This is a genomic window from Helicobacter himalayensis (assembly GCF_001602095.1).
Lineage (GTDB): Bacteria > Campylobacterota > Campylobacteria > Campylobacterales > Helicobacteraceae > Helicobacter_F > Helicobacter_F himalayensis.
Genome location: NZ_CP014991.1, coordinates 1193977 through 1211404 on the forward strand (window position 1 = coordinate 1193977; position 17428 = coordinate 1211404).

Sequence of the window (17428 nt, forward strand, 5' to 3'; positions counted from 1 at the left end):
TTAATTATTCTTGCGTAAGCTCTGCGATGATTTCATTCACGCTTTGAATCTTATTGATTTTATAACCATTTGCACCAGTAAAAAATAAGCCATTTTGCATATCGCCCAAATGCCCTGCTCCTAGAGAATCTGCAATACAATAGCCCACTTTTTTAGCCTCCACACCACGATTACAAGGCGAGACGCAGTTGCTCACACAGCGTACTTTCGGGGCATTGCCTTCTTCTAAGCGCGCTAGCACACCCATTTTTATCGCGCGTGCAGGATAGCCCACAGGCGATTTGATAAGCGCAATGTCTTCTTCTTTCACCTTTAGCATAAGCTCCCTATACGCGGGCGCATCACACTCAAATGAACCTAAAAAGCGCGTCCCCATCTGCACGCCACTCGCACCTAGACTTAGCATTCGATTAATATCATCTCTATCCCAAATCCCGCCTGCTGCAATGATTGGAATCTCGCCCCATTGTCTTGCTTCTGCGACAACTTGGGGCAAAATAGATTCTAATTGAAACTCCGGCTTAAAACAATCTTCATAAGTAAAGCCCTGATGCCCACCGCTCAAAGGTCCTTCAACCACCACTGCATCTGGAATCCTGCAATAACGTTCTTTCCAACGCTTGCAAATAATACGCAACGCCTTAGCAGAAGAGACAATCGGCACAAGCGCGACTTCGGGGAATTTTTTGCTAAATTCTGGCATATTTGTTGGTAACCCCGCACCTGTGACGATAATATTTGCCCCTGCCTCGCACGCATCTCTCACCACGCGCCCATATTCATTTATCGCATAGAGGATATTTACGCCCAGTGGAGCGTTATTACAAATTTTTCTCGCATTTTTAATAATCTCGCCTAATGCTTGTTTAGAGTAAAAATTAATCGCCTCAAAAGGTTTTAAATTAACTATTCTTTCTACAAACTGCATTTTTTGATAATATCCCGTGCCAACGGCGCTTATAATTCCAAGCCCGCCTTCTTTTGAAACATTCCCAGCGAGTTTGTCCCAGCTTATTCCTACACCCATTCCACCTTGAAAGATAGGGTATTTAATCGTGTGTTTGCCTATTTTTAGAGGTTTTAACTGCATTATTATCCTTTTACTTCCTTAAGTTTCTTTCAATACCAAGTAACCCCATTTAGCAAACTTGCTATTTAACTAAAATCTGCGCAAAGCGCCGTTTTCCAACCTGCAAGATATATTCTCCGGGTTGCAATTTTAGGTTCTCATCGCTTATTTTTTGCTTATTTAGCTTGAGTGCACCTGCTTTAATCTCACGCCTTGCTTGAGATGTAGAAGCGCACAACCCGCAATCCAGCGCGACTTTGCAAATCCATTCATCTTTGGCAAAACTAAAACTTTGTATATCACTTGGAATCTCATTTTTAGTAAATACGCTATCAAATTCCTCTTTTGCCCTCTTGGCATCTTGTTGGCTATGGTATTTGGCGGTAAGCTCTAGGGCGAGATTTTCTTTTGCGGTTTTTGGGTGAAAAGCCCCAGATTCTACACGCACTTTTAAATCTTGCAATTCTTGCAAACTAATAGCCGAAAGCAATTCATAATACCGCCACATAAGATCATCTGAAATGCTTAGAATCTTCGCATACATCACATTTGGGGATTCTGTGATACCGATGTAATTATTGAGCGATTTACTCATTTTATGCACGCCATCTAATCCTTCTAAAAGTGGCATAGTAAGCACGCTCTGCTCTTTTTCCAACCCATAAGCGCGCTGCATTGTGCGCCCAACGAGTAAATTAAACTTCTGGTCATTCCCACCTAACTCGATATCACAATTAAGCGCGACAGAATCATAACCCTGCAAAAGCGGATAAAGAAATTCAATAATTGAAATGGGCTGATTGTTTTTATAACGTTTTGTAAAATCATCGCGCTCAAGCATTCTTGCTACGGAAAATTTTGAGCTAAGATTCACAAGTCCGCTTGCGCCAAGTGGCTCAATCCACGCGGAATTAAAGCAAATTTCTGTATGCATAGAATCTAAAATCTTAAAAACCTGCTCTTTATAAGTGCGCGCATTTTCTTGCACCTGCTCTTTGCTTAGAGGTTTTCTTGTCTCGCTTTTCCCACTAGGATCGCCAATTGTCGCGGTAAAATCACCGATAAGAAACTTCACATCTCCGCCAAATCGCTGAAAGGTCGCAAGTTTTTGCAAAAGCACAGAATGCCCTAAGTGCAAATCCGGCGCAGTCGGATCAAAGCCAGCCTTAACAATAAAGCGTTTGTTTTCTTTCACAAAGCGCGCCACCAAAAACTCGATATATTCCTCCCCGATAAATTCCGCACTCCCGCGTTTAATCTCACTCATCGCAGTCTTTAGATTCTCTAACTGCACGGAATCTAAGCCATTGATATATTCTTGCATTCTTGCTCCTTTCACTTAGAATACGCATCTTTGAGTGCGCTAAATTCTACGATGCTATAATTTTGCTCCAGCGCGTCTTTTAGCGGCTTTGTGTTGCTTGTGTCGCTTTCAATGCACACTTCACAAAGTGTGGAAAATGTGCTTCCCATTCTATCGTAGTTTAGGCGCACAATGCGATAATTGTATTTTTTGATAAGCAGTGAAAGCTCTGCAATCGCGCCTTTTTTATCCTCTAACGCAACGAGAATCTTATAATTATATTTTTGATTTTCTAGCCACTGCACGAATACCATTTGCGCGCCTTTGTCAATTTCAGCATTTGCGCGATTGCAGAGCTTATGATGGATTGCAATTTTTGCGCCGTTTTTAATCCCTAAAATCTCATCGCCATATTTTGGGTGACAGCAATAATCAAAAATCGCTTCACTAATTGAAAAATTACTAAATGCTACAATATTATCAAGCTTGATTTGGCGCACCTTAAAGCGATTGGGTTTAAAAATATTTAAAAAGCCTTTTTGGGATTCATAAAATTCTTTAATATAATTTTTCACATTGCGAAAGAAGCTCCTATCGCGCATAATTTTATATACTTCAGAATCCAGATTCTCTCTTTTTAGGTAATCCTCCACTTGCTGTGGCGTTTTTTCAAACATTGTCGCAAGAATATTTATCGCACTTTTTTTATCAATCTCTTTTATGCGTTGCTGGCATTGTAGTTTAAGATGATTTTTTGCTTTTGAAGTCTTGAGCGCATCGATATAGCTGCATTTTGGCTTTACCTCCTCATCTTGCTCGGCAGTGATAATGCGCACGATATCACTATTTTTAAGCGGTTGCAAAAGAGAGGCTTTTTGATGATTGACAAAAGCACTTTTTGCGCGACTACCCACATCCGTATGAATCGCATAAGCAAAATCTAGCACCACCGCCCCAAGTGGCAAGCTGTAAGTATCGCCCTTTGGTGAAAAGACGATAATATCTTCTTTGTAAAGGTCATTTTTTGCAAGCTCGTAAAATTCCTCAATTGAGTTGTTTTGATATTGCAAATTATTTACCCAGCTTAAATCTGGCTCTCTGCCCCCACTTTTGTATTTCCAATGCGCGGCAATTCCATATTGCGCAGATTTATGCATATCGATGGTGCGGATTTGCACTTCAAAAATGCTTGATTTATCAAAAATCGTTGTGTGGATTGTTTGGTAGCCATTTTCCTTAGGGATAGCAATATAATCTTTTAAGCGCGAAACCACAGGTTTAAGATTTAAATGCAAGATTCCAAGCACTTTGTAGCAATCAAGTGGCTCTTTTAAGATAATACGCACCGCGAGCAAATCAAGTATCTCATCAATTTCTACGCCTTTTCTTTGCATTTTGAGATAAATTGAGTAATGACGCTTAATACGATGTTCGATGCTAAAATCCTTTTCATTATAGCCATTGCTAAGCAATAAATGACGGATAGAATCAATAAAAGAATTAAGCTTTAGGCTAATTGTCTGATGATTTGCTTTTATATAATTTTCAATTTTTTCATACTCTTTGGGAAAGAGATAGTAAAAACTGTGCTCTTCTAGCTCGGCTTTAAGCGAGGAAATCCCAAGCCTATGCGCGATAGGCGCATACACGACAAGTGTTTCTTCTGAGATTCTTATTTGCTTATGATGGGGCAAGGCATCAAGGGTTAGCATATTGTGCATTCTGTCGCAGATTTTAATCACAAAAGCGCGAATATCTTTGATTGATGCAAGTAACATTTTACGAAAAGAAAGTGCTGACGCCACAAGCTTAATGTCAGAATCTTTTGAGGGATTTTTGCTAGATTCAAACTCTTCTTTGCGGATTTCTACAATTTTTGTCAGTGCATCGACCAAATGCGCACAATCCCAACCAAACTCATCACGCACATCTTCCAAACTACATTGCGTATCTTCAACCGAATCATGCAAAAGTGCCGCGCACAGCATAACCTCATCGCCACCATAAAACGCCACAATACACGCCACACAAATGGGATGTACGACATAGGGAATCCCACTTTTGCGAAACTGCCCTTGATGGTAGAAAATCGCTTTGTCAATGGCTTTTTGGATGTTTGGGGTGATTTTTGTGAGAGTTTGGAGATTGGTAATAGCATACTCGACACTATCAATCGCAGCTATTTGCGAAAAAAAATTCACCCTATCTCCATAGTTTAGATACAAACAAATAAAACCTTGCAAATGCTAACGCGCTGGGGCGTCTTGAATCTTTTCAAGAGTGATTTTACCCTCGGCGATTTCTAGCATTGCAATATCTGCAAGTTTGTCTTTTTTAATGTTTTTTTTGACCAACGGCTCAGCACCCAAACTAAGCTCTTTGATACGCGCAAAAAGGAGGTTTGAAAGCACATATCTATCATTATCAACTTTTGCAAGTGCGAGTGCAGCGACTTCTTCTGTTCTCATTGTGATTTCCTTAAATAATACCCTTGCGCTTTTGGGGTTAGGGTATCTTAGAGATTTTTAAAAAGCCTGCATTCTACAACAAAAAATATTTAAATTTTCTTATACTTAAACATCTTTGAAGCATAAAATTGCGATTTTAGCATTTCTCTAGGAAGCTTTTTAAAATTTAATGTAGAATGTGAGCCTTATTTTACATAAAGGATTTGGTTATGAAAAAACTTGTTTTTGGCGGAATTGTTGTAGTTGTGCTACTTGGGGCGTTTGTCATCTCTACCTTGTATGTAAATGCGCTCAATAAAAAAATATATGAGGATTTGGACGCAAACTCCGATGCCTATATCAGCATATTTAGCAAGGCTATGATAAAAGCCATGAGTGTTGATTCAACTTTACTTATGATGTTTGGAATAACAGATGAGGGGCAAGCTCACGCGGCGCTGGGGCTTGAGAATTATCTTAAAGAAAATATTTCTCTTTCTTTCTCACCTTATGAGAGCGGATTCTTGCGTTCAAACGCGAAAATCACTCTTTATTTCAAAAGTATTCATAGCACAGTGCAAGGCGATGTGGAATTTTACAATATGCCTTTTGGCAAGCGCGCAGAAATCACTCTTGCCAGCCCGGATCTCGATAAATTTAAAGATGGAATCTTTGCGAAAGTTAGCGTTTATAAGGGTTTTGACGATACTAAATTAGAGATTGCAGCCACAGATGTTGATGTTAAGGATGATGACAATGCACTTAAACTTCAAGGTGCGAAACTTAGCTATGATATAAATAATGGGCTTAAAATTTCAGAGGCAAAATTTGAACTCAAGCTTTTTGCTTATAGTTGGTTTCTTGGTAATGAAAGAGAATTTGCACTCATCAAAGGCGCAAAGTCCTATCAAAAATATAAAGAGCCTGTGGGTTTGGAGAATATTTTTGATTTGAGTAAGGAAATCGCTTCGGATTTTAAAGGCTCAGTTGAGCGCATTGAAGCAAAATTTGATGACACGGAGTTTAAGGCTGAAAATTGGGATTTCAAAGGCGAGGTAACATTGGCACTTGCGAAAAGACTTGTTTCTGGCAATGTGACTAGTGGGTTGAACAAATTTACAATAACAGACACTTATCGTTATCGTGATGAAAAGCAAATGGAGATATTAAACCTTGCAGATATGAAGCTGGAGCTTGATTTTATAAAGAATCTTGACGCCATACCTAATACTAAACCTGATGAGATACAACGCACGGAATTTGTGCTAAAGAGCGCACAACTGCTTTTTGATGACAAAAAGATAGAGCTCACAAGCAATTTGTCTTTTGCTGAAGTTCCCATACATGAAGAATTTTACTACGGATCTACGCAAGAGGACATCAAGTATAATTTGAATGTTTCAAGCAAATACGGCGTACGTGAGCTACTAGAAAGATATGTTAAAGAAGGCTTGTTGGATACAAATAACGAGATATTTGTCATTGGCGATGAGATTTTCAAAAAAGATGAAAAAAGTGGCAAACACACACTTACCTTGGCACTTGAAGCAAAGACATTAATGCATAATCCACATATACTCATCAATGGCGAAGATATCTGCAAAACGAGCTTTGGCGCAGAATTAGCACTATGCTTTGGTAGCATTGATGACACAAGCGATGATGAAGATGATGAATGACGAGTATGATAAACGCTAATGGCTGGGCTTTAAGCCCTGTCTAGCGGATTTTGTATTCTTTTGTGTTGCGTGAATTTTGCTTGCACTTTTGTTCTAACTTATTTTGCTTTCACATTCTCATTAATAAGGCTTAAGGGGATTTTTTAGCATTGCTTGCTTTTTGAAGATTCTAAAGATTCTATCGTGTGTTAGCAGTTTTAAAAATCCACTAACTCTCACAAATTAGCGGATTCTATAATGTTAGTCTTAGGCTAGCGGGGTGTTGAGATTCGCTTTCATTTCTGGTGGTAATTTTTCCTCAAAACTAGCAACTGAGAAATTAATGCCTTGCTCTTGTGCCTCGCTTAGAAGCTCTCGCGCCTTATGCATATTTTCCACACTTCCACCTTGATAAGGTTCAAAAAGGCAATTTATCACAGCCAAGGCATATGCACCTTTTTTGGCATTATCGTGCGCTGAGTGCGGAGAAGTCATATACGAGACGCACTCGATAATAAACCTATCAAACTTCCAATGGTCAAGCAAAAACGCCAAAAAGCTTAAAGAATCTTCATCGCAAAATTCCTCCTCTATGAGGCTGATATTTTTGAAATTATTTTCTTTTAGCATTTGCAAAAACTCTTTATCTTTCCCCAATACACGCAAAGAGTTTGAAAATAAAATAACCCCGAGTCGCAATAACATTGCGCAGGGCACGAGCATTTGAGAAAGCTTTTTGTCCTCTTGTGAAAGCCAATCTGAAACAAAATTCGCCTCTTTAGCGCAAGCGCCCAAAAATTCATTAGTATCCAATCCATAAGGTGAAACATCGATTGTGAAAGAATTTTTCAAAGAATTTGCTATCGCTATATTTTTGACATTGTTAATGCCAAGCAGTGAAACGACTTGCTGGATTGTAGCGATTTCACGAGAGAATCCATAAAAAGGAGAGTTTGCAAGACGCAAAAGCTCCGCTGTCAAAAGCGGGTCTTCTTGTATGATATTCACAACCTTTGAGACTTCAACATCCGCACCTGCAGAATCCACATAATCACGGAGCTTAATGACAGTTGTCGGCAAGGGCGGAAGATTATCAATTGTTTTTAATAACACATCATTCATCGCAAATCCTCTCACTAGATAGAGTAAAGTGACATAATTATAATAAAAATTCCTTAGTGAAGCTTAAAATACTTAATGCTTTCAAGCAATTTGCTACATTTTTTTAAGAATCTCGCGCTTCTTTTTAAGCACTAAAACGCTTGCCACAAAGCACAGCACAAAAAGTCCAAGCAAAGCATAAAAATGCGGCATAATGCTTGAAAATTCCGCGCCCATTTGATTAAGACTGATAAAACCTCGTATCCCGTGATATGCTGGGATAAGCTCTGCTAAAAACTGCAAAAAACTAGGCAATAACTCGCTAGGCCAAATAAAGCCCATAATAAACACTAGCGGCATTGAAGAAATAAACACAATTTGAGTTGGGATACTTTCATCTTTTAAACACGTGCCTAATAGCGTCCCACACGCGCCACAACACAAAATAAACGCACCCGCAAAACACCAAAAATCACTTATGCTTGCATGGATATTCACGCCAAACAGCGGAAAAAACACCCCAAAATACAGCAAAAACCACACGCAGTAAATGCTACCAAAGGCGAAGATTCTAGCAGCCACAAGCTTTGGCAAAGGACTTTTAAGAAAATAGGGAATCTGCGCATTCAAGCTTTTTTGCTTATTGAGATTTGTAGATTCTGTCCCGCTGTTGGAATCTTGAGAATCTAGTAGTTTCCTATAATCGCGCGCTATGCGGTTTTGATATGCACCCAAAATCGCACTTCCGCCAATAAGCGTTTGATGCAAGATAAATACAAGCACCGCAGACAAGGCATAATTGATATAACCAAGGCTTGGGTTATACAGCGCGATGGCTTCATAAGAGATAATATTTGGCGTTAAAAGATTGCTATTTTTTTGCCTATAAAGTTGCTCGCTTAGAGAATCTAGCGCGTTTTTTACCCCCTCAATAATCGCGCCATAGATAAGAAAATATGACGCATTCCCCATATAGCTCACCACGCTTCCTACGCCCATTTGTGCGTTTGCTTCAAAACCTTTGGGGATAAAAAGAATACCTGAAGCTTCAAAATTTTCAACCAAGTTTTTTGCCTCTTCTAAACTTCCAACTTCCTGCAAAAGCGTGATTTGTGACGTAGCGCTAACTAGGAAAACAAGCTCATTTGAAAGCGTGCTTTTATCCTCATCGATGATGATGAGATTCTGCGCGGTGACATTATCGTTGAGATAAGGCATAGGATAGAGTATCCCATACACCATTGAACCCACAAATATCACAATCATCACAACGCGATTGCTGAAAATCGCCCTATATTCCGCAAACAATACTGAAAGAAAGCTCATTTTTTTCGCCTTAGTGCATATATCCCCGCACCTAGCGCGAAGAAAAGTAAAAAAATCATTAACTCTCCTAGAATCTTAAACGCACCTTCCAAACTTCCGCCATAATTTGCCTGCTGCACGAAAAGCTCCATAAAGCTAGAAATAGGCAAAAACTTACTCCATAGAAGTGCGGGAAGATTCATAGAATTTTGCGGATAGGTAATGCCAGCAAATGCAAGGCTTGGTGCGGTATAAACAGCGATGACACCGATACTTTTGCGCACATCTAAAAGAATGGATTGGATAAATACCACCACACCATTAACGCCAAAAAGCAAAAGTGCTAGCCCAACAATGAGAATCCCTAAACTCCCGCGTTGTTCATAACCGAGATTCTTTAAAAAAATTAGCATACAAATCCCCCAAAATAAAAACACAAGGGAATTAAAACAATAGCGAATACACAGGCTCTTGCTCGAGCTTGGGGGATTTCGCAAAAGCCCTATCATACCAAGCGCGCTTAGGATTTGTAACATACAAGGAAGCAGGAGCGTAAGGAGGAATTGCGCGTAGTTGTTGTTGGCATTATACAGCGGAATAATTTGTGAAAAAATCGGCATAGCCTTGCTTAGAGCAAGTTTCATATCTTGGTCGCTGATGAGATTCTTTGCCACCCATTGCGTGGCATTAAGCGTGCCAGAAACCTGTGCAAACGCAGCATTAAGTGATTTGCCAATAAGCACAAACTGCGCATTATAGTAAAATGCGAGCTTCGCACCACTGCCAAGATTTACATCGCGCTCAAAATTATGCGGAATAACAAGCAAGGCATAGACTTTTGCACTTGCCAAATCCTCTTTTGCTGCGCTGATAGAATCATATTCTTTTGTTATTTTCATCACAGGCGTGGCATTTGTCTTAAACACCACTTCTGCGCTCATCGCGCTTTTATCTAAATCCACCAAGCCTATGGGAATATTTCTAGGCAGAGAATTTACAAACACCGCATAAATAAACCACGCAATCAAAAGTGGCAATACAAAATACAGCAAAAATAGAATCTTGCGCCTATTTAAAAAGCGCCATAGCTGGAAAAGCTTCGTAAGATTCTTAGAATTTTTGAGATTTTCTAAAATTTGGTGCATTATTTTTTCTCAACACTCACAATCGCGCTCATACCGACTTTAAACTCGCCATTATTTTCTAGCGGCACCGCTTCAATCTCAAAACTTCGCAAATCATAGCCCTTAGAATTTGAAGTCGCCCTCCAAGTGGCAAAATCCCCTAGCACAGAGACATAACGCACTTTAAAATACTTCTCTTTTTGTAATGCTGGCAAAAAGGCACTAAACTCATCACCCACGTTAAAATAAGGCAAATATTCCTCACTCACAGCCAAGCGCAACCACACATCAGCCGTATCCACAAGCATCACAACAGGGAATCCAGTCGGGCTTAGCTCGCCCTCGCTTAGCAAAATATTTGACACCTCGCCATCATTTGGCGCATAGGCTTGAATATCCTTGATATACGCCTCAACCTCACTTAACTGCCCGCTAGCAGCGATTTCCTTTTGCTTTGCGGCTTCTTTGGTTTCCTTAGTCGCACCATCTAGGGCGATTTTATACTGCTGAAGGGCGGCATTCTCGCTATATTTAGCATTTTGAAAAGCAGTATAGGCTTCATCGCGCCTTTGCAAGCTCGCTACGCCATTTTTATACAAATCTTCAATGCGCTTGTAGGTGTTTTCTGTCAGCTCACGCATAGCTTTTGCGCTATTATACACATCGCGCGCAGAGATGATAGTCTCCACCCGCGCGCCTTTATGTGCTTCATCTGAAAGCGCCTTTGCAGCTTCATAGCCTGCTTTTGCCTGCGTAAGTTTAGCTTCTAATTCAGGGGATTCTATGGTGAAAATCAAATCGCCCTTTTTAACCTTATCACCCTTTTTGACAAGAACAGATTCTATGCGCCCAGCGATTTTTGAGCTTACTTTATACTCGCGTGCTTGGATTTGTGCCTGCAAAGTTTGTGGCTTTGGTGCATAAGCCTTATAAAAGCTCACTACTAGCCAAATTAGCACCAGCGCCAAAATCACCACCACAAAACCAATTTCAAACTGCTTTTTCATCTTGCAAATCCTTGTATTTTAAAAGTAGATTCTAGGCGTAATTGTAGCTTTGCTTACAAAAATCTGCAAGTAGAATCTACCTTTATATTCTAAGTCCTGCGCAAAAGCAAATCACAAAAGATTCCATACTTTCTAAAGGCTTTATGAAAGCGTAGATACTCTAACTCTAAGCGAGCAAAGATACACGCAAAAAGGGTTTATTTCCGCTGTGTTAAGGAAGAATGTGCAGAATATTAAAGACATAAGAATTGGCTATATCCGCAAATCACAGATTGAAGCAACACCTCACATAACCTATTTTTGCTAAATAAAATCTGTTTCACAAGATTCGATACTAAGGATGGATTAATGCTTTTCGCTCTAAATCTTTGAATTTACAAATGTGAGATTCTAGAATGCACGCTTTATAAATTAAAAATTACTTTGTGAATAAAGGAAAATGATGAAACAACTCAAACTTACCCCAAATCTTGCGTGGGGATTGGTGCTTTTTGGTGGTATTATAGAATGCTTTTGGGCAAGTGGGCTAAAGTATGCGGATAATTTCTTTTTCTATACGCTCACAGGTATTGGGATTCTCATCTCATTTTTTGCGATGATTGTAGCAGTTAGGGTGCTAGAAGTTGGTATCGCATATAGTGTGTTTGTAGGCATTGGGACGGCGGGAATTACAATCGCGGAGATTCTTATCTTTGGTGAGGAATTTTCTCTGCTTAAGGTTCTTTTTATTTTGCTCTTGCTTATTGGCGTGGTAGGGTTGAAGCTCTCTAGCAAGGAGGCACAATCTCAAGAAGAAAAACTCGCAGGAGACATTTCGCAGAATCTCGGGCTTGATGAAATGGTGGAAGTAGGACGGCGCAAATGAGTTGGGTGTATTTGTTATTGGCGGGGTGTATGGAAATTGTAGGCGTGATTACGATGAAAAAATACAGCATAACAGGGCGGAAAATCTTTTTGTTTGGCATTTTTGTGCAGTTTGTGCTAAGTCTCACTTTGCTTTCTCTTGCGATGAAGGGACTTGCTATGGCGACAGCCTATGCGATATGGACAGGCATTGGCGCAGCTGGTGGTGTGTTTGTGGGGATAGTGTTTTTCAAAGAGGACAAAAGTGTAAAAAAGCTCTTTTTTATCACGCTTATCATCGCTTCTGCTGTGGGTCTTAAGGCATTGTCATAGATTCTAAGTGATTTAGAAACTATGAGTTTTCTTGTGATTCTAAGCTATTCGCCTTACTTTATACTTTAATTGTTTTCTACTGCTTCTAACAAAATTTTAATTTCAACTGCTATAATCAAGTCATCTTAATGTATAAAAGGATACCTTGTGAGAAACCTCATTTCACGCTTATATACCCTTGTTTTTCTCTTTTTTAGTCTTTGTATATTCTCTTCTGCTTTTGCGCTTGAAAATGCTACAAATACCCAGCAAGTCCCCCAAAATCTTGCCAACAAGCCTAAAGACAGACCCATTGCCTTTAAAAGTAAGCCTGATTCACTCGTGCAATGCCTCACACCAATCTTTACGCATTCTGAAGGTTATGTAGGTGTAAGTGATTGCGACAAAGCAATAGACGCGCGCTATGATGTCTTTAGTCGCATAGCGTGGAAACTTCCTGATACTTGGGTATGTTTGAGCGCAGAAAATGAAGAATACATACAGGGCAAGAGACTCGTCTTAAGACCTTGTGTCATTGATGACAAAACGCAAAGTTTTACAATTAAAAATAATATGTTATACACCCCTGATTTGCGCTTTGTGGTGCAGATTAGCAATGGATTTCTCACTTTAGAAAAAAGCCAATCTCAATATACAGAATCTCATTTCACCCTCCATAATATGGAGCAATGGCTTGATACCATAGCCACGCCCCCTGCTTTAAGTCAAAAAAGCTTTATTGCGTGGAGTTTTATCACACAAGAGGGCTTTGATTTATACTACCTATACAATGATGCATCTATAAAAGATACGCCGCAAGATTTGTATTTCAACCCAGAAAATGGCTACATCGCGCAATACAACCCTGCAAATGCGGAAATGCTTTGCCTAACTTCCACACAAACTAAAAACCAAGATTGGAATTGGGTAAGCTGGCAAGCTTGTGATTTCCACGCTCCTAAAAATCCTACAAACCCAAAAACATGGAATCTTTTTATGCTTGCTGATAACAATCAAGCTATGCTTAAGGATTATTTGGGCAATTTTTTGCGCGTTACTAAATACGGAATTCATTGGGGTGTGCCATATAGTGCAAAGCCCGATTTCTTAGGCAAAGATACAGGAGAAGACCAAACTTCATATTTTAGATTCTCAAATGATTTGACAAATTACCAACGCTTTTTATATGGCAATCTCTCCGACTCCCTGCCCTCTTGTCCAGCAAATGGCACAGAGGCACAAAATGACTCTTTTGCAAATTTATTGCAAAACTCTAAGGTAGCACCTACGCAAGTTCAAAATCAAGTTGCAACCCTCCCGCCAAATTTCACTCTCAATGAAGCGTGGAGGAAACGCTTATGGCAGATTGTAACCACAACTGATGGGGTCTTGCTTCGCGCGGGGGATTGTGGGGTATGTCTGCTACAAAGCTATCAAATCATCGCGGAGCTAAATACTTACACAAGTGCACCGCTAGATTCTGGAGGTTTTTTCTTTGATACTGCTTTTGGGGTAAATCCTTTTTACTCCTTTAGAAGTCGCTACCCTGCCCTAGCTAGTGCCTTAGAGCCTTACCAAGCTACAAATATACCGCGTGGGCTTTCGCGCGAAGCAACCTTTGCCTATGCGCAACAAATGTATCGCTCTATCGCCTTAAGCCTTTTCCCCGGGCATTTTTGGCTAAGCTCTGATTTTGCCACATCAGATATACAAATACGTAGTGCTTTAAGGGATTTGTTTGAGCAACCCGTAGGCACAATGTGGGTTGTGCATATGTTCTTTATCTCACCTCAAGGTGTGCGAAGTGGTCATGCTATGCCTGCTTTACGCACGAGTGAGGGCGTGCAGTTTATTTCTACGAATTTACACAATGTTGATTATGCGAGTTTTACTCAAGATTTAGGATATTCTTTAGCGCGTAATTTAAGCGAGGCATTAAATATCATCACGCAAAATGGCGCATTACGCATTTATATGCTTTTTTCTCTGCAACTTAGAGAAGTGTATCACAACCCCCTTAGTGCGTTTGTCTCAAGCAATAATTGTAGCGGTGAGGGAGAGGATAGAAGAGGAAGTGGCGTTTTACCTATAAGCACTATGATTAATCAATGTGCAAGTGGCAGATGCCTCATACAATAAAGTTCTTAGTATCCAGCACAACATTATTAAAGTCTTTTAAACATTTACTAGAGTATTTAAGGGGGATGTATGACTGCAATAGAAAGTATGCAAAAAAAGGATTCTAATACAGAATCTACATTAAAATATAACATTTATAACCAAGATTGCATAAAGGGGCTTAAAACACTCCTAGATAATTCTGTTGATTGCATTATTACTGACCCACCTTATTTTATAGATGGTATGGGGAGCGAATGGAATGATATAAATCTAAAAAACAAAGCTTCAAAAAGTGGTGTGATTGGTGGGCTTCCTGTGGGTATGAAATTTGATAAGGCACAAGGAGAGAGATTGCAAGAATTTATGACCCCTCTAGCAAAAGAATTTTATAGAATCTTAAAGCCCGGGGCATTTTGTATTGTGTTCTCTCAAGCAAGGTTGTATCATAGAATGGCAATGAGTTTAGATTTAGCAGGGTTTGAAATAAGAGATATGTTAGCGTGGAAATATGAAGGACAAGCAAAGGCGTTTTCACAAACACACTTTATAAAAAAGGACAAAAGCTTAACACAAGAGCAAAAAGAATCTTTAATCAAAGAATTAGATGGATATAAAACACCTCAATTAAAGCCCCAAATTGAGCCAATGGTTATGGCACAAAAACCAAAAGATGGGACATTCGTGCAAAATTGGCAAAAGCATAAATTAGGTCTTATCAATACAAAAGAAAGTTTAGATGGCAAATTTCCTAGCAATGTGATGGAGGTTAGCAAACACACAAGAAAAAATGAAAGCGATACAAAAATAGAGCATTTAACGCCTAAACCCGTGCGCCTTATCTCGCATCTTATTAGGCTTTTTACACAAGAGGAGCAAATCGTGCTAGACCCCTTTATGGGAAGCGGTTCTCACGCTATTGCAGCTTTGCAAAATAATCGTAAGTTTATAGGATATGAGATTGAGCAAAAATATTTTGAAATTGCTAAAAAACGGATAGAAAAAGAAGTTTTGTAATGCAAGATAATTCAAAAATAACTTTCATTGACCTTTTTGCTGGTGTGGGTGGATTTCATCTAGCACTTAAGGGGAGTAAATGCCTATTTGCTAGTGAAATAGATTCTAATGCCCAAAAAACTTATCATTTAAATTTTTCTAAAACACCACTTTTTGGCGATATTACTTTAGATTCCACTCAAAATCAAATTCCACAAAATTTTGATATTTTATGTGCTGGATTTCCTTGTCAAGCTTTTTCTATCGCTGGATACCAAAAAGGCTTTGAGGATACAAGAGGCACACTATTTTTTGAAATTGCAAAAATCACACAAAAACACAAGCCAAAAGTGCTATTTTTAGAAAATGTAAAAAATCTTAAGAACCACGATAAAGGAAAAACTTTTGAAGTGATTAAATCAACTTTAGAGCAATTAGAATATTGTGTATATGATGAGGTTTTAAATTCTGCTACTCACGCAAATATTCCTCAAAACAGAGAACGTATTTTTATTGTAGCTTTTCATAAGCAAGTTAAGAATCATCATAAATTTACTTTTCCTAAACCGATTAAGCTTACAAAAACGATTTATTCCTGTCTTAATCCAAACGAGCAAGAAAATTTATTTTATTACACACCAAAAAGTCAATATTATGAGTGGCTAAAAAAGGAGGTTGTAAAAAAAGATACAATTTATCAGCTTCGTAGAATTTATGTGAGAGAAAACAAATCAAATCTTTGTCCTACATTAACCGCAAATATGGGAACAGGCGGACATAATGTGCCAATTATTAAAGATGACTTTGGAATCCGCAAATTGACACCTAGAGAATGTTTCAATTTTCAAGGATATCCCAAAAACTTTAAACTGCCAAATTTACCTAATTCTAAACTCTATATTCAAGCTGGAAATTCTATCACTTATCCTTTGGTTAAAAAAATAGCAAAAGAAATTTTAAAGATTTTGCAATGAAAAGTTTTTTCAAACTTGATAGAGAAAAAAGCTCAAATTATATAGAATCCTTACAGATTATTTCTAGCTTATCAAAACTATTTAGCGAGAATGATACACCTTTTTTGCACTATCGTGTAATGGAAAATCTCTTTTGCCAGTGTTTTGAAGCAGAAAATTTAAGTCGTTCTGATACTGCTTATGATGCAAAAATTGGAAATTTGGGCATTGGTTTAAAAACTTTTATTTGCAACAGCAATGCAAGTGTTGAAAAAATAGCAGAATTTAATAAGGATTCTCCATTCTTAAAAAGCAAAACAGATTCTAAAGAATTAGCAAAAACTTTAGCACAAATGAGAAACAATAGAATTCAGCTCGCAAATGATTTATATGGAATCACAAATTCAATCTACCATATTATCGCAAGGGATAGAAATAAACTTATATTTTTTGAAACAGATTATGAAAAAATCAATACAGATCAGTATAAAAGTATTTAAGGATACTAAAGCAAGTTTAAGCTTTTATGATGGCATTAATGAATACTATTTTAACCGCTCAAAGAGTGTTTTGCAAAGGAAATTTTATATCCCGCAAAATTTTTCTAGCATAGATATAAAAATTTTAGAAAATCCTTTTGAATTTTTGCTTTTATTTAAAGATAATCTTTTACAGGCAAATGCTATAAAGCCTAAAATTGCTGGTGTTGATTATGTTATTTTACCACTATATAGCATAAAAAATAAAGAAAAAATTGTGCCAGAAAAAAGTGGTTTAAATCAATGGAATGCTGGAGGAAGAAAAAGAAAATATGGGGAGCTTTATATCCCTATCCCCATAAAGATTCACCAACTTTATCCAAATTTTTTCCCTCCTCGTGATACACCTTTTATTTTGAAAACACCTCTTAATGAAAATTTGCAAGTAAAGCTTTGTCAAGATAATTCTAAGGCACTAATGAGCAATCCAAACGATGATTTAGCAAAATGGCTTTTAAAGAAAGTTCTAAGATTACAAGAGAAAGAGATAGTAACTTATGAGAAAATGCAAAATTTAGGTTTTGATTGTGTAATCATTGAGAAAAAAGATAATGCAATGTATAAAATTGACATTAGACCACTAGATAGTTATGAGAAATTTATCAATGGTTATTAGTATAAATGCTTGAAAATATCTCAAAAAAGGTGAGTAG

At 38.3% G+C, this 17428-nt stretch carries 16 protein-coding genes; 8 read left to right on the forward strand and 8 right to left on the reverse strand.

Going from position 1 to position 17428, the window contains the following annotated elements; genetic code table 11:
* Window positions 1-4: 4 nt before the first annotated feature.
* Genes A3217_RS05830 through A3217_RS05845 form a run of 4 tightly spaced genes read right to left on the reverse strand, consistent with a single transcriptional unit; the run spans window position 5 to window position 4840 of the window.
* Window positions 5-1096 carry a nitronate monooxygenase gene (locus tag A3217_RS05830; RefSeq protein ID WP_197456922.1) on the reverse strand — a complete coding sequence of 364 codons (1092 nt, stop codon included), beginning with the start codon at window positions 1094-1096 and terminating at the stop codon, window positions 5-7.
* Between the two features lie 55 nt (window positions 1097-1151).
* Window positions 1152-2393, reverse strand: coding sequence for a tyrosine--tRNA ligase (tyrS, locus tag A3217_RS05835; RefSeq protein ID WP_066388852.1), 1242 nt, complete (start codon window positions 2391-2393; stop codon window positions 1152-1154).
* Between the two features lie 11 nt (window positions 2394-2404).
* Window positions 2405-4573 (reverse strand): RelA/SpoT family protein, encoded by a 2169-nt coding sequence (locus A3217_RS05840; protein WP_066388853.1) that lies wholly within the window; start codon window positions 4571-4573, stop codon window positions 2405-2407.
* A gap of 45 nt (window positions 4574-4618) precedes the next feature.
* The gene (locus tag A3217_RS05845; protein WP_066388854.1) at window positions 4619-4840 is read right to left on the reverse strand and encodes a DNA-directed RNA polymerase subunit omega; all 222 of its coding nucleotides are present in this window, start codon (window positions 4838-4840) and stop codon (window positions 4619-4621) included.
* 209 nt (window positions 4841-5049) lie between these two features.
* Here A3217_RS05845 and A3217_RS05850 point away from each other — a divergent pair, with 209 nt between their 5' ends.
* Window positions 5050-6498: a YdgA family protein gene (locus tag A3217_RS05850; protein ID WP_066388855.1), complete on the forward strand. Its 1449-nt coding sequence runs from the start codon at window positions 5050-5052 to the stop codon at window positions 6496-6498.
* 246 nt (window positions 6499-6744) lie between these two features.
* Here the strand turns inward: A3217_RS05850 and cheP are convergent, their stop codons facing one another.
* The 4 genes from cheP to A3217_RS05870 form a co-directional block, all read right to left on the reverse strand.
* Window positions 6745-7599 carry a cheVAW transcriptional regulator CheP gene (gene cheP, locus A3217_RS05855; protein WP_066388856.1) on the reverse strand — a complete coding sequence of 285 codons (855 nt, stop codon included), beginning with the start codon at window positions 7597-7599 and terminating at the stop codon, window positions 6745-6747.
* A gap of 93 nt (window positions 7600-7692) precedes the next feature.
* On the reverse strand, window positions 7693-8904 hold the full coding sequence (locus A3217_RS05860; RefSeq protein ID WP_066388857.1) for an ABC transporter permease: 1212 nt from the start codon (window positions 8902-8904) through the stop codon (window positions 7693-7695).
* Entirely contained in the window at window positions 8901-10028 is a 1128-nt protein-coding gene (locus A3217_RS05865; RefSeq protein ID WP_066388858.1) for an ABC transporter permease, read from the reverse strand. Before A3217_RS05865 ends, A3217_RS05860 begins: the two co-directional genes overlap by 4 nt.
* Window positions 10028-11014 carry an HlyD family secretion protein gene (locus A3217_RS05870; RefSeq protein ID WP_066388859.1) on the reverse strand — a complete coding sequence of 329 codons (987 nt, stop codon included), beginning with the start codon at window positions 11012-11014 and terminating at the stop codon, window positions 10028-10030. Before A3217_RS05870 ends, A3217_RS05865 begins: the two co-directional genes overlap by 1 nt.
* A 442-nt stretch (window positions 11015-11456) precedes the next feature.
* Between A3217_RS05870 and A3217_RS05875 the strand changes: the two genes are divergently transcribed.
* The 7 genes from A3217_RS05875 (at window position 11457) to A3217_RS09410 (ending at window position 17391) form a co-directional block, all read left to right on the forward strand.
* Complete coding sequence (locus tag A3217_RS05875) at window positions 11457-11879, forward strand: DMT family transporter (protein WP_066388863.1); 423 nt, start codon at window positions 11457-11459, stop codon at window positions 11877-11879.
* Complete coding sequence (locus tag A3217_RS05880) at window positions 11876-12190, forward strand: DMT family transporter (RefSeq protein ID WP_066388865.1); 315 nt, start codon at window positions 11876-11878, stop codon at window positions 12188-12190. Before A3217_RS05875 ends, A3217_RS05880 begins: the two co-directional genes overlap by 4 nt.
* A 147-nt stretch (window positions 12191-12337) precedes the next feature.
* Window positions 12338-14308, forward strand: a complete 1971-nt coding sequence (locus tag A3217_RS05885; RefSeq protein WP_066388866.1) for a DUF1561 family protein — start codon at window positions 12338-12340, stop codon at window positions 14306-14308.
* A gap of 69 nt (window positions 14309-14377) precedes the next feature.
* Window positions 14378-15304 carry a DNA-methyltransferase gene (locus A3217_RS05890; RefSeq protein ID WP_066388868.1) on the forward strand — a complete coding sequence of 309 codons (927 nt, stop codon included), beginning with the start codon at window positions 14378-14380 and terminating at the stop codon, window positions 15302-15304.
* The gene (gene dcm, locus A3217_RS05895) at window positions 15304-16257 is read left to right on the forward strand and encodes a DNA (cytosine-5-)-methyltransferase (RefSeq protein WP_066388870.1); all 954 of its coding nucleotides are present in this window, start codon (window positions 15304-15306) and stop codon (window positions 16255-16257) included. Before A3217_RS05890 ends, dcm begins: the two co-directional genes overlap by 1 nt.
* Complete coding sequence (locus tag A3217_RS09405) at window positions 16254-16736, forward strand: hypothetical protein (RefSeq protein WP_231860213.1); 483 nt, start codon at window positions 16254-16256, stop codon at window positions 16734-16736. The genes dcm and A3217_RS09405 overlap by 4 nt, the downstream gene beginning before the upstream one ends.
* Window positions 16699-17391, forward strand: a complete 693-nt coding sequence (locus tag A3217_RS09410; RefSeq protein WP_231860214.1) for a phospholipase D-like domain-containing protein — start codon at window positions 16699-16701, stop codon at window positions 17389-17391. The genes A3217_RS09405 and A3217_RS09410 overlap by 38 nt, the downstream gene beginning before the upstream one ends.
* Window positions 17392-17428 lie beyond the last annotated feature (37 nt).

Excerpts from the sequence above, each read along its gene's own strand:
- A3217_RS05875 (WP_066388863.1), top strand. The coding sequence starts at position 11,457 with ATGAAACAACTCAAACTTACCCCAAATCTTGCGTGGGGATTGGTGCTT.
- A3217_RS05850 (WP_066388855.1), top strand. The coding sequence starts at position 5,050 with ATGAAAAAACTTGTTTTTGGCGGAATTGTTGTAGTTGTGCTACTTGGG.
- dcm (WP_066388870.1), top strand. The coding sequence starts at position 15,304 with ATGCAAGATAATTCAAAAATAACTTTCATTGACCTTTTTGCTGGTGTG.
- A3217_RS05870 (WP_066388859.1), bottom strand. The coding sequence starts at position 11,014 with ATGAAAAAGCAGTTTGAAATTGGTTTTGTGGTGGTGATTTTGGCGCTG.
- A3217_RS05845 (WP_066388854.1), bottom strand. The coding sequence starts at position 4,840 with ATGAGAACAGAAGAAGTCGCTGCACTCGCACTTGCAAAAGTTGATAAT.
- A3217_RS09405 (WP_231860213.1), top strand. The coding sequence starts at position 16,254 with ATGAAAAGTTTTTTCAAACTTGATAGAGAAAAAAGCTCAAATTATATA.
- A3217_RS05890 (WP_066388868.1), top strand. The coding sequence starts at position 14,378 with ATGACTGCAATAGAAAGTATGCAAAAAAAGGATTCTAATACAGAATCT.
- A3217_RS05865 (WP_066388858.1), bottom strand. The coding sequence starts at position 10,028 with ATGCACCAAATTTTAGAAAATCTCAAAAATTCTAAGAATCTTACGAAG.
- A3217_RS09410 (WP_231860214.1), top strand. The coding sequence starts at position 16,699 with ATGAAAAAATCAATACAGATCAGTATAAAAGTATTTAAGGATACTAAA.
- cheP (WP_066388856.1), bottom strand. The coding sequence starts at position 7,599 with ATGAATGATGTGTTATTAAAAACAATTGATAATCTTCCGCCCTTGCCG.
- A3217_RS05860 (WP_066388857.1), bottom strand. The coding sequence starts at position 8,904 with ATGAGCTTTCTTTCAGTATTGTTTGCGGAATATAGGGCGATTTTCAGC.
- tyrS (WP_066388852.1), bottom strand. The coding sequence starts at position 2,393 with ATGCAAGAATATATCAATGGCTTAGATTCCGTGCAGTTAGAGAATCTA.
- A3217_RS05880 (WP_066388865.1), top strand. The coding sequence starts at position 11,876 with ATGAGTTGGGTGTATTTGTTATTGGCGGGGTGTATGGAAATTGTAGGC.